This is a genomic window from Haloglomus halophilum (assembly GCF_024298885.1).
Taxonomy (GTDB): Archaea; Halobacteriota; Halobacteria; order Halobacteriales; family Haloarculaceae; genus Haloglomus; species Haloglomus halophilum.
Genome location: NZ_CP101166.1, coordinates 3,549,629 through 3,562,715, shown reverse-complemented (window position 1 = coordinate 3,562,715; position 13,087 = coordinate 3,549,629). Strand labels below are relative to the sequence as shown.

At 69.2% G+C, this 13,087-nt stretch carries 18 protein-coding genes; 9 read left to right on the top strand and 9 right to left on the bottom strand.

Annotated features, from left to right (window positions below; genetic code table 11):
- Positions 1–55: 55 nt before the first annotated feature.
- The 3 genes from NL114_RS17305 to NL114_RS17295 all read left to right on the top strand — a co-directional run bounded on the left by NL114_RS17305 (position 56) and on the right by NL114_RS17295 (position 1,129).
- Entirely contained in the window at positions 56–220 is a 165-nt protein-coding gene (locus tag NL114_RS17305) for a hypothetical protein (protein WP_254822167.1), read from the top strand.
- A gap of 254 nt (positions 221–474) precedes the next feature.
- Positions 475–867, top strand: coding sequence for a hypothetical protein (locus NL114_RS17300; protein ID WP_254822166.1), 393 nt, complete (start codon positions 475–477; stop codon positions 865–867).
- Positions 868–934: 67 nt separating this feature from the next.
- The gene (locus tag NL114_RS17295; protein WP_254822165.1) at positions 935–1,129 is read left to right on the top strand and encodes a hypothetical protein; all 195 of its coding nucleotides are present in this window, start codon (positions 935–937) and stop codon (positions 1,127–1,129) included.
- A gap of 73 nt (positions 1,130–1,202) precedes the next feature.
- Here the strand turns inward: NL114_RS17295 and NL114_RS17290 are convergent, their stop codons facing one another.
- Entirely contained in the window at positions 1,203–2,033 is an 831-nt protein-coding gene (locus NL114_RS17290; protein WP_254822164.1) for an enoyl-CoA hydratase/isomerase family protein, read from the bottom strand.
- Positions 2,034–2,133: 100 nt separating this feature from the next.
- Between NL114_RS17290 and NL114_RS17285 the strand changes: the two genes are divergently transcribed.
- Positions 2,134–2,763, top strand: a complete 630-nt coding sequence (locus NL114_RS17285; protein WP_254822163.1) for a uracil-DNA glycosylase family protein — start codon at positions 2,134–2,136, stop codon at positions 2,761–2,763.
- 18 nt (positions 2,764–2,781) lie between these two features.
- On the opposite strand, the gene NL114_RS17280 is transcribed toward NL114_RS17285, so the two are convergent.
- Together NL114_RS17280 and NL114_RS17275 are read right to left on the bottom strand one after the other, a co-directional pair.
- Positions 2,782–3,744: a DUF5794 domain-containing protein gene (locus NL114_RS17280; protein ID WP_254822162.1), complete on the bottom strand. Its 963-nt coding sequence runs from the start codon at positions 3,742–3,744 to the stop codon at positions 2,782–2,784.
- Between the two features lies 1 nt (position 3,745).
- On the bottom strand, positions 3,746–3,979 hold the full coding sequence (locus NL114_RS17275) for a hypothetical protein (RefSeq protein ID WP_254822161.1): 234 nt from the start codon (positions 3,977–3,979) through the stop codon (positions 3,746–3,748).
- Between the two features lie 243 nt (positions 3,980–4,222).
- On the opposite strand from NL114_RS17275, the gene NL114_RS17270 reads away from it, so the two are divergent.
- Both NL114_RS17270 and NL114_RS17265 read left to right on the top strand, forming a co-directional pair.
- Positions 4,223–5,128: a shikimate kinase gene (locus NL114_RS17270; RefSeq protein ID WP_254822160.1), complete on the top strand. Its 906-nt coding sequence runs from the start codon at positions 4,223–4,225 to the stop codon at positions 5,126–5,128.
- A 21-nt stretch (positions 5,129–5,149) separates the two neighbouring features.
- Positions 5,150–5,473: a chorismate mutase gene (locus NL114_RS17265; RefSeq protein WP_350355259.1), complete on the top strand. Its 324-nt coding sequence runs from the start codon at positions 5,150–5,152 to the stop codon at positions 5,471–5,473.
- A gap of 81 nt (positions 5,474–5,554) precedes the next feature.
- Here NL114_RS17265 and NL114_RS17260 read toward each other — a convergent pair whose 3' ends face one another.
- Positions 5,555–7,393, bottom strand: coding sequence for a hypothetical protein (locus NL114_RS17260; RefSeq protein ID WP_254822159.1), 1,839 nt, complete (start codon positions 7,391–7,393; stop codon positions 5,555–5,557).
- A gap of 223 nt (positions 7,394–7,616) precedes the next feature.
- Between NL114_RS17260 and NL114_RS17255 the strand changes: the two genes are divergently transcribed.
- Positions 7,617–8,024 (top strand): DoxX family protein, encoded by a 408-nt coding sequence (locus tag NL114_RS17255; protein WP_254822158.1) that lies wholly within the window; start codon positions 7,617–7,619, stop codon positions 8,022–8,024.
- Between the two features lie 102 nt (positions 8,025–8,126).
- On the opposite strand, the gene NL114_RS17250 is transcribed toward NL114_RS17255, so the two are convergent.
- The gene (locus tag NL114_RS17250) at positions 8,127–8,825 is read right to left on the bottom strand and encodes a carbonic anhydrase (RefSeq protein WP_434084097.1); all 699 of its coding nucleotides are present in this window, start codon (positions 8,823–8,825) and stop codon (positions 8,127–8,129) included.
- A 126-nt stretch (positions 8,826–8,951) separates the two neighbouring features.
- Between NL114_RS17250 and NL114_RS17245 the strand changes: the two genes are divergently transcribed.
- On the top strand, positions 8,952–10,061 hold the full coding sequence (locus NL114_RS17245; RefSeq protein ID WP_254822157.1) for an AI-2E family transporter: 1,110 nt from the start codon (positions 8,952–8,954) through the stop codon (positions 10,059–10,061).
- 24 nt (positions 10,062–10,085) lie between these two features.
- On the opposite strand, the gene NL114_RS17240 is transcribed toward NL114_RS17245, so the two are convergent.
- From NL114_RS17240 to merB, 3 genes are all read right to left on the bottom strand, one after another.
- On the bottom strand, positions 10,086–10,916 hold the full coding sequence (locus NL114_RS17240; protein ID WP_254822156.1) for an AAC(3) family N-acetyltransferase: 831 nt from the start codon (positions 10,914–10,916) through the stop codon (positions 10,086–10,088).
- A gap of 71 nt (positions 10,917–10,987) precedes the next feature.
- Entirely contained in the window at positions 10,988–11,632 is a 645-nt protein-coding gene (gene hisH / locus NL114_RS17235; RefSeq protein WP_254822155.1) for an imidazole glycerol phosphate synthase subunit HisH, read from the bottom strand.
- 57 nt (positions 11,633–11,689) lie between these two features.
- Entirely contained in the window at positions 11,690–12,349 is a 660-nt protein-coding gene (gene merB / locus NL114_RS17230) for an organomercurial lyase (protein WP_254822154.1), read from the bottom strand.
- A 76-nt stretch (positions 12,350–12,425) separates the two neighbouring features.
- On the opposite strand from merB, the gene NL114_RS17225 reads away from it, so the two are divergent.
- The gene (locus tag NL114_RS17225) at positions 12,426–12,788 is read left to right on the top strand and encodes a winged helix-turn-helix transcriptional regulator (protein ID WP_254822153.1); all 363 of its coding nucleotides are present in this window, start codon (positions 12,426–12,428) and stop codon (positions 12,786–12,788) included.
- Positions 12,789–12,794: 6 nt separating this feature from the next.
- Here the strand turns inward: NL114_RS17225 and NL114_RS17220 are convergent, their stop codons facing one another.
- Complete coding sequence (locus NL114_RS17220; protein ID WP_254822152.1) at positions 12,795–13,010, bottom strand: hypothetical protein; 216 nt, start codon at positions 13,008–13,010, stop codon at positions 12,795–12,797.
- Between the last annotated feature and the right edge of the window lie 77 nt (positions 13,011–13,087).

Sequence of the window (13,087 nt, the reverse complement as noted above, 5' to 3'; positions counted from 1 at the left end):
CGCGTTCACAGGCAGGGATACGTTCGTCCGGTCCCCGGACGTTCGGAGGCACATCATGACCACGCGCAATCGCCCCACGCTGCCCGCGTATGCCGGCAGCGCCGCGTTCGCCATCGCAGGTGAACGCGACGCTACCGGAACCCCAGCAGGGTGGCCGGGCGAGGGCGTGTGGTCCGCAGTGACCACCCGTCGCACCGACCTCGCGGCCCAGCAGACCTAGGCCGCCGGGACTTCGGACCCGGCGCGCCCGAGGGGCGCGAGGGTCCGCGTGCGACGCTCTCCTTCGCGCTTCTCACTCCCCAGCCGGCCGCAGGTCCGCCGGACATCGCATCGAACGCACCCGTCGGCCGCCGTCCGTCGTCGGGTCGAACAGCCGCCGGTCCGCCAGTCGCCGAGAGGCATCACTGTCGGTCCCGGCGGGGACCGCCCGGTGGAGCGCCCACGCGCCGCGGGTTCGACTCCCGCACGGTCCGTATGGCACTGTACGGTACCCACCCCGAGCACGAATCGGCACACGAACACCCGGACGGCGACGCGGAAGCGGTCGCCATCGAGGTCGACGCCGAGGTCCGGGTCCCCCGCGGCGAGATGGGGGACCTCCCGGCCGGCGTCGCCGATGTCCTCGCCAACGTCGGCGGCGCCACGGTCGTCGACGTCGGCGAGATCGAGGCCGTCCGTCCGGCGTCGCTCGACATCTACGTCGACGTGACCGCCCGCCTCGAGGGCGACTTCGGCGACCGCGACGCCGACGCGCTGGCCGTCCACGTCGCCGACGCCTTCGGCGTCGAGACGGTCCACGCCGTCGCCATCGAGTACGCGCCGCGCGGCGCTGACGAAGGCACGGACCCGCCCCACGACCACGGCTGACTGCCCCGGACCCCCGGGTAGTCGAGGACCGGCCCGATAGCCGGCTCCCGCTGACACCCCTCCAACGATGAACGCAGACGACGCACGATACGTATCGCACGCACGACAGCCCCGACGCGCCCCGCCGGTCCGGTACGCGGTCGCCATGGCCGCAGTGCCGGTCGTGGCCGTCGCCGTGGCCGCCTTCCCCGCCGTCTCGGCGGTCATGGTGGCGGTCGCCGCGGTGCTGGTCGCCTCACGCGGCCGGCCCCGCGGCGACTGAGGCGCGGCCGCATCGCGATTCCTCCGGTTCGAGTCCCACCCGGCCCTTCCGACCGCTGTTCGCCGACCGTGGCTCAGCGCCCCTCGAACTCCGGCTCGCGGTCCTCGGCGAACGCTTGCACCGCCTCCTCGTGGTCCTCGGTCTGCGAGCAGATGCGCTGTGCGCGAGTGGCGTGCTCGTGGGCGGTCTCCAGGTCGACGTCGAACGCCTCGTTGACCAGTTCCTTCGAGTGGGCGATGGCCACCGGCGGCCCCTCGGCCAACTCCGCCGCGAACTCGGTGGCTGTCTCCTGCAGTTCCTCGTCCGGCACGCACTCCCGGGCGAGGCCCCACTCGACGAGGGCTTCGCCGGAGACGTGCTTGCCCGTCATGATGAGCTCCTTCGCCTTCGCCTCGCCGACGATGCGCGGCAGGAGGTAGGCACCGCCGTCGCCCGGGACGAACCCCACGTCGACGAACGTCTCGGCCATGGTCGCGGACTCCCCGGCGATGCGGAAGTCACACGCGAGCGCCGTGTCGCAGCCGGCGCCCATCGCGTAACCGTTGACCGCGGCGACGACCGGTGTGTCCATCCCGCGGAGCGTCGCGACCACCTCCTGGAACATCCCGAGCCCCTCCTCGTACTCGGCGAGGTCCTGGTCGGCCGAGAGCGGCATGTCGTCGAGGTCGACGCCGGCACAGAACCCCTTCCCCTCGCCCGTCAGGACGATGGCCCGAACCTCTCGGGCCTCGTCGAGCGATTCGAGCGTCGGGACGAGGGCACGAAGCAGTGCCTCGTTGTAGGCGTTCAGCGAGTCGGGCCGGGCCAGCAGGACCCGTGCGACGTGTTCGTGTGTGTACTCCACGTCGAGCAGGTCGCTGTCGGGTTCGCGGTCGGCCGCGGTCGGGTCGGAGTCCATCGTCATGTGACGCCGGTCGTGGGCCGGGGGCTTCCCGCTTGCGCCCGTGCGGTGGCGGCCGCTCCTCACCCGCGATACTCATGCCCCGGGCACGACTACGGACCGTGTGGAGAACGTCACGTCGGAGGTGTCCAACCCGTTCGGTATCCGGTACCCCGGTGCCGCGGTCCCCGGGTACGGTGACGCCAACGCCGATGTCCACGTCGTCGGCGATCACCCCGGGCGGCACGGTGGCGCCGGGACGGGCGTCCCGTTCACCGAACGCGTGGCCGGCGTCCGGCTCCAGCGGGTCCTGCACGCGGTCGGACTGCTGGCCGAGCCGTACGCGGACCGCCCCGACGTGACGAACTGCTTCTGCTCGTACGCGCACCCAGAGGTGTGGAGTGCCGCCGAACGTTCCGAGGCCGCGCTCGACCCGGACGAGGCCTCATACGCCGACGCCGAGCGCTACCTCGACGCCGAACTCCGGGCGGTCAACGCCCACATCCTCGTGCTCGTGGGCGACCGGGCGCTCGGGTACGGTCTCCGCGAACATACGGCACTGGCCGACCGGCTTCCCGTCGACGCGGCCGCGTTGCATGCCGAGGAGGTCACCGGGAGGGGGTTCCTTCTGGTGCCGGTGATGGAGCCGTCGGCCTGGACGCCGGCGGAGGAGCGGTCGCTCCGCGAGCGACTCGAGACGATTCTCGGCCGTGACTACCGGCAGACGAAGGGTGTCGCGACGACCGTCGGGTGACGGGACAGCGGACGGTGCCTACAGCCAGGGCGCGCGGTCGCCGTCGGAGATGCCCGGCGTGTGGTCGACATCGTCGTCGGACTCGTCGGGTGCGACCGCGTCGACGCCGGGCGTGGCGTCGGGGTCGACGTTCTCGATGGCGACCTCACCGTCACCGGTCTGGCCCTCCCCGTCGGCGGCCACGATGGGACCCAGCGGGTCGTCGTCCGCGACCGGGCCCTCGGCCTCGTCGGCCGGGAGCGGGTCGCCCTGGCCGTCGGGGTCGAACGCCAGCAGGGACGTGATGCCCAGCACGGCGAGCGCGAGCGGCGCGTTCGCCGGGATCAGCTCCAGTATCGAGAGCGGCAGGACACCGAGCGCGACCGCGCTCCCGAAGCGGAAGCGGTCGAGGTCGACGACGCCGCGGAGCCACGGGCCGAACAGGGCGACGCCGAGGGCGAACGCGACGCCGACGCCGCCGGCTGCGGCGCCACGGGCGACGAGCCACGGGTCAGCGACGATCTGGACGCTGGCGCCCGAGGGCTCGAAACTGGCGACGAGGCCGAGCCCGATGATGACCGCCGGGCTGGGGAGGTACTCGCCGACCGTCGCGGAGGCGGTCTTCGCGGCGACCGCGAGGATGACGAGCGCGGCGAAGCGACTGAAGGTGGTCAGGTTCAGGAGCGTCTCGATGGTGGGGGCGAGCGCGGCCTCGACGGCAGCCAGCGAGATGACGCCGACGCCCACGAGGAGGACCGACGAGACCTGCTCGCGACGCGTGCCGTCCATCTCCGCGAGGACGACCGCGACGGTGGCCGAGCCACCGAACACGAGGAGGCCGACCTCGAGGATGCCCGTCAGGTCGTCGACGCCGCCCGCGAGTACGAGTGCGGGGAAGATGCCGTCGATGAGCGGGAGCAGCATGACCGTCGCGAGCAGCCGCGTGCCGCGACCGACGCGCTGCTCGAGCCGGAGGGCGACCGGGTGACGAGAGACGCTCATCTCACGACGCGAGGCCCTCACCCGAGGCCGATGGGTGATGTTCCTCGCGATACCTCACGGCAGTCTCCGCATCGTCCCACATCGGGACGGCGGTGGAGTCGGCGGACTGCCGCTTGGTCGCGAAAGAGGGGTTCTTCGCCGTATTAAATGTCCACGTCGCGAATGTCTTGCCGGTGCTGAAGGAGTCGGTCTGCTCCCCGGCGATGCTCGGTGCGACGGGACTGGCGAAGTCCATACTGCAGGGCAATACTTGCGGGGTACTAAACGTTGTGTGAGACTCGCCCTCAGGGTACGGATGTTCTCGGTCGAGATGCGGGTACCGGGCGACGTTCATCCACTTCCGTGTACAGGAGTGGACGTGTGGCCAGCTATCACACACCCGGCGGCCCGACATCCGGAGCGCGTCGTCGTGCCTCGCGCGCAGCGAGATACGCCCCGACCGCCATCGCTTAGTGTGCCCCCCGCCGACCGACGGCCGATGGAGGGTCGCGCAGCCGCACCCGGTGCCGGGACGGTCCTGAACGCGCTCGCCAACGGCTCGGGCAGTGCCTTCGCAATCGATGCCCGGACGACGGCGACCGTCGAACTCGACGACTCCGGGAGCGTCACCGGCGAAATCGCGGGCGCGCCGGACGCGGACACGCGACTCATCGAGCGGTGCGTGGAGCTGGTCTGTGCGCGCCACGGCGACGGCGTCGCGGACGGCGGGCACGTCCGGACCGAGAGCGCGGTCCCGATGGCAGCCGGGCTCAAGTCCTCCTCTGCGGCGGCGAACGCGACCGTGCTGGCGACGCTGGACGCACTCGACCGCGCGCCGGCGGACGCGCTCCCGGATGCGGAGCGCGCGCACGCCGACGCGCCGACGCGCGCCGCTGCCTGCCGACTCGGCGTCGAGGCCGCGCGCGACGCCGGCGTGACGGTCACGGGCGCGTTCGACGACGCCTCGGCCTCGATGCTGGGCGGCGTGACGGTGACGGACAACACCGAGGACACGCTCCTGACCCACGAGACGCTCCCGACGGCGTGGCGGGCGCTCGTCTGGACGCCCGAGGAGCGGGCGTTCTCGGCCGACGCCGACGTGGCACGGTGCGAGCGTATCGCGCCGGTCGCGGACCTCGTTCGCGAACTCGCGCTCGATGGCGACTACGCCCGCGCGATGACGGTCAACGGCTTCGCGTTCTGCGCCGCGCTGGGATTCCCCGCGGACCCCGCGGTCGAGGCGCTCCCCGACGCGGCGGGCGCCTCGCTCTCGGGGACCGGCCCCTCGTTCGTCGCGGTCGGGACCGACGGCGCGCTGGACCCGGTCGCGGCACGGTGGCAGGAACGCGAGGGGCGGACACGGCGGCTGGCGCTGGACACGGCTGGCGGGATGGTAGCACGATAACTCCCGAGGAGAACACCAACTATGAGTGACGCTGACACCGACGACGAGGCACAGGACGAGGAGATCGCGGTCGAAGAGATGGACCTGGACGCGCTTCGGCGGGAGATCCAGGATATCGACCGCGAGATCGTCGAACTCATCGCCCAGCGGACCTACGTGGCCGAATCCATCGCCGCGGTCAAGCGCGACGAGGGCCGCCCCACGACCGACGAGGACCAGGAGCAGGCCGTGATGGACCGCGCCGGCGAGAACGCCGAGCGCTTCGACGTGGATTCGAACCTCGTGAAGGCGGTGTTCCGGCTGCTCATCGAGCTGAACAAGGTCGAACAGCGGGAGAGTCGATAGCGAGAGGAGTACGTTCCCAGTCCGTCTATCACGACTCCGGCACCCGGGCAGGACGAACTCCTTGGATCGGCGCCGCGACGGTCAGTTGACCGCCTTCGAGAGTTCGGCACCGGCCTTGAACTTCACCTTGTTCCCCTCCCCGGTGACGAGGTGGACGACCGGAGCGTCGACTGCCATCACGAGGCTCGTCCCGGTGACCGCCCCGCCGCCCCCATCCGCACCGTTGCTGGTCGTCGTCTGCGATTTGTTGTGTATGTAGATATCGTATCCCTTCTTCCCCCCGGTCGACGCCAGCAGCTCCTCCGGGAGATAGTCGGCGTCCGGGTCGAACGTGCCGAGGAACATCGTCGACCCGTATCGACTCCGCTCGCGTTCGGATTTCCGGGCGACGATGTCACTGTAGCGGTCGCTTGCGACCTCCTCCGGTGACACAGCTATGACCTCAGTCGGTCCTTCACCGACGAGGACGGTCAGGGTGTTCTGATAGAGCGCGCCATCGTCGATGACCCAGCCACCGCAGTAGATGTACTGGTCGTCGTGTCGACAGCGCTTGACGTAGAACAACGCCGGCATCGGCGAGGGGCAGCCCCGCGGCTGGGCGAGTACCGGCATCACGATCGTCGAAGAGACGGCGACATCGTCGTCGCCAGTTCCCTCACCCCATCCTCCGGATGAATCAGAGAGCTTCTTGAGACCCTGATACAGGAGTGGTGTCGTCTGGTCGAGCCTGCCGGATGCGATGGACAGGATCGCCTCGGCATCGTCATCAGCCGCTGGGACGCCCGCGACGGCGACGCCATCGCCGGCCGTGAAGCCAGCGACCCCTCGCTTCTCCCGTCCCTGCTCGAACAGTCGGGCGGAGAGAAGGTTCCGGCAGGAGATATCGCGGTGGAGGACCAGAGCCCCCGCTTGCTCGGCGTCGCCGCAGTTGCCAGTGTCCTCCGGTGGGGCTTCGACCTCGTATTCGACCTTGTCGTCCTCACGTACCTCGTCGATCAATCCGTTCGCTAGCCGTTTCGGTGTGAGTGCCGCCTCCACCGAGCCACGGTCGCCCGGCAGGCGGGCATCGGGCAGACAGACGGCGAACTGCTCGCCGATGGTCGGGTTCCCGTCGAGATACGCGCGGAGCTTCGCCATCGCCTCGATGATCTCGGGATCGATGGCGTCCTCCAGTCGGCCGATATCACCCCCGATGATGCGTTCGATATCGCTCAGCAGGGAGTTCGCCTCGCCCCAGTTCTCGGCGTCCACAGCGTCGCCCGCATCACCCGCGAGCTGTCGGCATCTCTCCATACTCTCCCGGACCGTCCCACAGACATCGGTGGAGCAGCGGTCGAGTCGGTCACCCTTCTTCAGCGCCTTGGTGGTGGCGTTGATGAACGCGTCGAGGGCGATTTCGGTGTCGTCCTCCGAGCGGTCCTCCACGCCGGCCTGCGCGGATTCGACGTAGCCCGAAAGCTCCAGGTCGATATCGAGGATCGCGAGGTGGATGTCGTCGCCGTCACCGACGCCATCGTCGTCAGAGTCCGGGTCGGCCCACCAGATGGACCTCGGTTTGTTCGACCGGGAGGAGTTGAGGTCCTTGGCTGGCACGACGGCGCTCGTCCCCCAGCCTTCGATGTCGACCTCCCCCGAGAGCGCCCCCGAACCACCCCGAACCGTCGCCGGCACGTACCGGATGTCGGAGCCCGTCGTTCCGAACAGTCGGAGCGCCTCGTCGCCGGCCTTGATGTCACTGGTGTCGCCGCCGTAGAACGCAGCCGGTGACGCGCCCGTGTTCGTCGTCGCGCTTGCGACCCGTCCGAGGCAGCCGGCCAGGCTCCCGACAGCGAGTACCCCGGTGGCGGCGAGCAGCTGGCGCCGCGTCGCAGTCATCGCTCGGCCGCTTGCAGATCGCTTAGTTGTCTGTCGGTCGCGCATAATCCATCTATATCCGATCTGTAAGATATTAAAGGTACCTGTCCGGAGTATGCGAGCCGTACCGGGATTCGTCCCCGCCGAACGGGTTCTACGTCCATCCAATCCCCTCGACAGGTTGGTGCTACCGCCGCCCTGCCGCTGCGAACGAACGCCTAACGAGAGGAGTCGGACAGGGGAGTCGCGTTGACAACGCTCTTGTTCCGGCGCCGTGACCCCCGATTCGATGACCGACGCTGCCGAGAGCGGACTCGCACAGTACAAGCGGCCACTGCGGTACGTGATGGGACTGACGTACGCCTTCGTGGGGGTGCTCCACTTCCTGTCGCCGAAACCGTTCGAGTACATCGTGCCGCCGCAACTGCCCGCGCCGAAGGCGCTGGTCTACCTCTCGGGCGCCGCCGAAATCGCCCTCGGCATCGGGGTGCTGTTCGAGCGGACGCGCCACCGGGCCGCCGTCGGTATCATGCTCCTGCTCGCTGCCGTCTTCCCGGCGAACATCTACATGGCGGTCGGCGACCTCGAACTCCCGGCCGCCCCCGACTGGGCGAACTCCGACGCCCTCCTGTACGCCCGCCTCCCGCTCCAGGCCGTGCTGGTGCTGTGGGCGTACTGGTACACCGACGACGAGTAAACACCTCTGTGCCATATAGAGTCGGTTCAGAACACCCTTACAATTTACCCCAGGCTATTCACGCGTTATTTGGGAAATATAGGACATAATTTCGATCAAACCTCAATATTCCCACAGCCGCCGGATTCGGTCAGAGAACTCCGGATACGCGTCCCGCAGGTGCGTGACATCCGTCTCACCGTCAACGTTGACGACGTGGACCTCGCCACGCTTGCCGCCGTAGACGTCCTGGAAGTCGTAGACGACGCCGGCCACGTCCGTCCCGTCGGGCACCGAATCGCTCTCCAGGAGGAGTTCGACCTGCCGGTCGACGTTGTACTCGACGAGGTGGTTGATGGCGTCGGCCCGGTTCAGGTCCCCGGGGAGACTCCCGACGCCGGGTTCGAGATGTGGCCGCAGCAGGTCGAGGCAGTGCTCGATGCCAGGGGCGTCCGACACGTCTCCCGTCAGGGCGTCGTAGGTCGCCGTGACCGCGCCGCACCCGGTGTGGCCGACCACGACCGCCGTCTCCGTCCCCGTGTGGGCGAGGGGGTAGAGTACGTCCCCCGAGACGATGGGGTCGACCGGTCGCTGCACGACCCGGTTCCCGATGTTGCCGACGGTGAACAGGCGGCCGGGGTCGTCGTTGCTCCACATACGGTCCTGCAGGACCCGCGAGTCCGAACAGCAGACGGTCACCGCCTCGGGTCGCTGGCCCTCCTGAACCTCGTCGAAGCGGCTCTGGAAGTCCTCGGCGTGGTCGGCGTTCCCCCGGAGGAGCCTGGCCAGCGTGTTCATGTACGTCCCGACGTGGGACCGCATGAATAACCCACGATTCCACGGGGGGGCGCCCGGCCCTGAACCGACTTGCCGGGGAGTCTCGGCAGGGTCCTCTACCGCCCGGGGATGACCATACGGTTTATTCACCACTACCATCCATTGGAAGCCATGGACGAGAAGCGGTTCGCAGTCGCCCTCTTCGGTCTCGCCGTCGCCCTCATCGTCGGCTACCTCGCGGTCCGGTTCGTGGCAGCCCTCACCGTCGCAGTGTTCCTCTACTACGCCACCCGGCGCTACTACAAGTTCCTGGGTCGGCTCCGCCTTCCGGCACGGATGCGGGCCGTCGTCGTCCTGGCGTCGCTGGCCGTCCCGCTCATCCTCCTCATCAGTTACACCGTCCTCCTGCTCATCGTGGAGGCGCGACGGTTCATCGACCAGTACGGCGTCATCGACGTGGTGTCGAAGCGCTTCGACTGGTTCGGCGGCGTCGACCAGCTCCCGGAGCTCACCATCCAGGGGCTCTACCGCGCCTACCAGTCCGGACAGCTCGACGGGTTCCTCACCTTCGCGGAGAACAACGCCACCTTCCTCACCGGACTCGTCTCCAGCTTCTTCCTCAACCTGTTCATCGTCATCATCGTCCTCTACTACCTGCTGGTCGACGGCCACCGTATCCGCGAGTGGCTGCTCCGGTTCGATGACGACGCCATCATCCGGGAGTACCTGGAGGCCGTCGACGAGGAACTCGAGGCGGTCCTGTTCGGCAACCTGCTGAACGTCATCGCCACCTCGCTCATCGCCATCGCCGTCTACCACGGCTACAACGCCTGGGCCCCGGCGCCCGCGAACATCCCGTACCCGGCGCTCGCGGGCGCGCTCACCGGCATCGCGAGCCTCATCCCGGTCGTCGGGATGAAGATCGTCTACCTGCCCCTGACCGCCATCGCCGCGGCCGGCATCGTCCTCGGGGCGAACAACGCGTTCCTCGTCTACATCGTCATCTTCCTCATCCTCACCATCGTCGTCGTGGACACCATCCCCGACATCATCCTCCGGCCGCTACTGAGCGGCGAGACGACCCACGTTGGCCTCCTGATGCTGGCGTACACGCTCGGCCCGGTGGTGCTCGGGTTCTACGGGCTGTTCTTCGCACCCATCGTCCTGGTGGTCGCGCTCACGTTCGCCGACACGGCGCTTCCCCGACTGCTGGGTGCCACCCCCGACGAGGAGGAGGGCGGCATCCACCGCGACCAGCTGGAGCTGGACCACTTCCGCTGACGGTCGCCGGCCCCGTCGACCGTGTCACTCCCCGTGGTCACCGGCACGGTTGTCCTCGAACCAGTCCACCGCGAAGTCGACGAGCGCCGGCTGGTCGACCAGCCGTGCCCCGGCCGCGCCCACGGTGTCGCGGGTGACCGCGGCACCGTGCCGGTTCTCGAAGGCCCCGCCGAGGGTCGCGAAATCGTCGGTCGAGGTCTCGATATCCTCGAACGTGACCGTCGTCCGCTCGCCGTCCCGGTGGACCGGCGCCTCCCTGGTCACGGGTTCGGCATCGATATCGGCGCGGTACTCGCCGAGGTGGAGCGACGTGTTGACATCGTGGCCGACCCCGAGCAGGAGCACCCGACCGCCACGCTCGTAGACCCGTGCGAGCGGTGAGTCCTCCCCCATGGCGTAGGCGAGCTCGTGGTCCTCGACCACGGCCCCGGCCTCGGAGCCCCAGGCGGCGAACGAGTAGAGCGGGTGTGCGCTCCGCCGGACATCGGGATAGCCGCGGAAGCACTCGGGAATGGCACCCATCCCCCGGGTCGGCGTGACCTCGGGGCGGAACGCCGGGCGCTCGTCGCGGATGGTGTCGACCCAGTCGGCGGGCACCGGCGGGTTCGACCAGTCCTCAGGGTCGGTGTACTGGGGCGTATGCGTCGGCATCACGAGGGTCCCGTCCGCGGTGACGGCCTCGCGGAGCGCATCGACGACGGCCTGTGCATCACCGGCGACCCACCCGAGCGCGCTCAGCGAGGAGTGGACAAGCAACGTCTCGCCCGCTTCGACGCCGAGGGCCCGGAGGTCACGAACGAGCGTGTCGACGGTGACGGGGTCCGTGACGCGTTCGAGGGCCGCCTGCTCTCCCATGGCCCCGTCTGCCGTCGCCCGGGGCTTGAGTGTTCAGGTCGTCGCGCGGACGGGACCTCCAGAACCGTGGCTCAGTCGGCGGTGACCTGCGCGTCGTTGTACTCCTCGGCGAAGGCGACGAAGTTCTCCAGAATCCGCAGCCCGGTGTCGCCGGACTTCTCGGGGTGGAACTGCGTGCCCATGACGTTGCCCGCCTCGGTCGCGGCGATGGCTGCGAAGTCGAAGCCGTAGTCACAGGAGGCGACGGTGTGGTCGGCCGTTTCGGAGCCGTACGAGTGGACGAAGTAGGCGTAATCGCCGTCGGCGATGCCGTCCACGAGCGGGTGGTCCCGGTCGACGGTGAGTTCGTTCCACCCCATGTGGGGGACCTTCACCTCGTCGCTGGGGAGCCGTTCGACGCGCCCGGGAATCAGGTCGAGCCCGTCGATGGTCTCGCCCTCGGGCGCGCCCTCGGTGGACTCCGTGAACATGAGCTGGAAACCGACGCAGATGCCGAGGATGGGCGTGTCCTCGGCGGCGTCGACGACCACATCCGAGAACGGTTCGAGGTTGCGGACGCACTCGCCGAAGGCGCCGACACCCGGGAGCACGAGGGCGTCGCTCGCGGCGATCTCGTCCGGGTCGTTCGATATCGTCACCGTGGCGTCGGCCCGCTCCAGACCGCGCTGGAGGCTCCGCAGGTTCCCGACCCCGTAGTCGATGATGGTGACCTGCACGAACGACTCTGTGGGCCGGCCGGATTTAGGGGTTGCCGTCCTGGCAGTATCGCGCCGTCACTCCTCCGCGACGAGTTCCGCCGCCACGGGCGTCCCCTCGGCCAACGGGAGCCCGACCGTCGGCGCCGCCGTGGCCGCGGCCCAGCCCTCGTACGCCTCGCGCGACGGGAACGCCTTCACCCAGGGGCAGACGGCCTCGAAGACGGCCTCTGGTGATGGGTCGTCGTCGAGCGTGCCGGCGGCCGGCGCGATACCGAACGACATCGCCGCGTCCTCGGGCGTGACCGCAACCGACCCGTCGGCGGCGACCTCCAGCTCCACGACAGCGCCGCCCGGGCTCTCGGTGCGCAGTTCGACCGGTTCGGACTGGAGCCGCGCCAGCGCGACCCCGTCGTAGAAACACCTGAACGAGTACGTCTCCTCGCCCGTGACCGCGCGGTGGGGGGAGTCCCCCTCGACGTGGCAGAGGTCCGTCACCTCGACGGACCCGCCAGCGACCGCACGCGACGCCTCCGCGAAGTCACGCAGCGTCTCGACGGGGCCGACGCCGTAGAACTCGGTCGCCGCCGTCGTGAGGTCGGCCGGGAGTCCGGCATCAAGGACCGGCCGCTCCGTGAGCCACCGCGAGTCCGGAGCCGGACCCGCACGGCCGCCGGCAGTCTCGTTCGTCGTCTCGGTACCACACTGGTCGCAGCAGTCGGTCGTCTGACTCGACATGCGACCTTACTTCGGATACCAAAGCACTTGTACTGTCGAGTCCGAAGTATTGAATCAGCTTCGACGCGTCGAACCCATGTCCCAGAACACCGCCTGCGCCGACGAGACGACGGTACCGCCCGACGAGACCCGCTGTTACTGCCCGCTCGGTGGCGTGATGGACCTCCTCAGCCGGAAGTACGCCATCCAGGTCGTCTGCGTCGTCGGAGCGCTCGAACCGGTCCGGTACGGGGAGGTGGAGGCCGCCTTCGGCGAGGTGAGCAGTTCCACGCTGTCGACCCGACTCGACGACCTGACCGAGGCCGGGCTCCTCGACCGCGAGCAGTACGACGAGATCCCGCCCCGCGTCGAGTACCGGCTCACCGACGAGGGCGCGGAGCTCCGGGCGCTCCTCGACCCGCTCCTCGAGTGGGCACAGGAACGCGACGGGGCGGCCTGAGGACCCTCAGAAGTCAGCCGCCCGGAGCCAGTCGATGGCCACCAGCACGAACCAGGCCATCCAGACGGTGAAGACGGTCAGCCCGGCGCCGTAGTACGCGATGCTGGTGTCGATGGAGACGGCGAACCCGATGGCCGCGGCCACGAGGACGAGTGCCGATAGGTTGCGCCACCGGTCCGCGAGCGCGAGCGACAGCGCATCCGTGGCCGGACGGTCGGACACGGGCCGAACGACGGACCCGAGCCAAATAACGGTGATGCGGCCCGGGAGGGGACGGCCTGTGGGTCGATTAGTTAGAT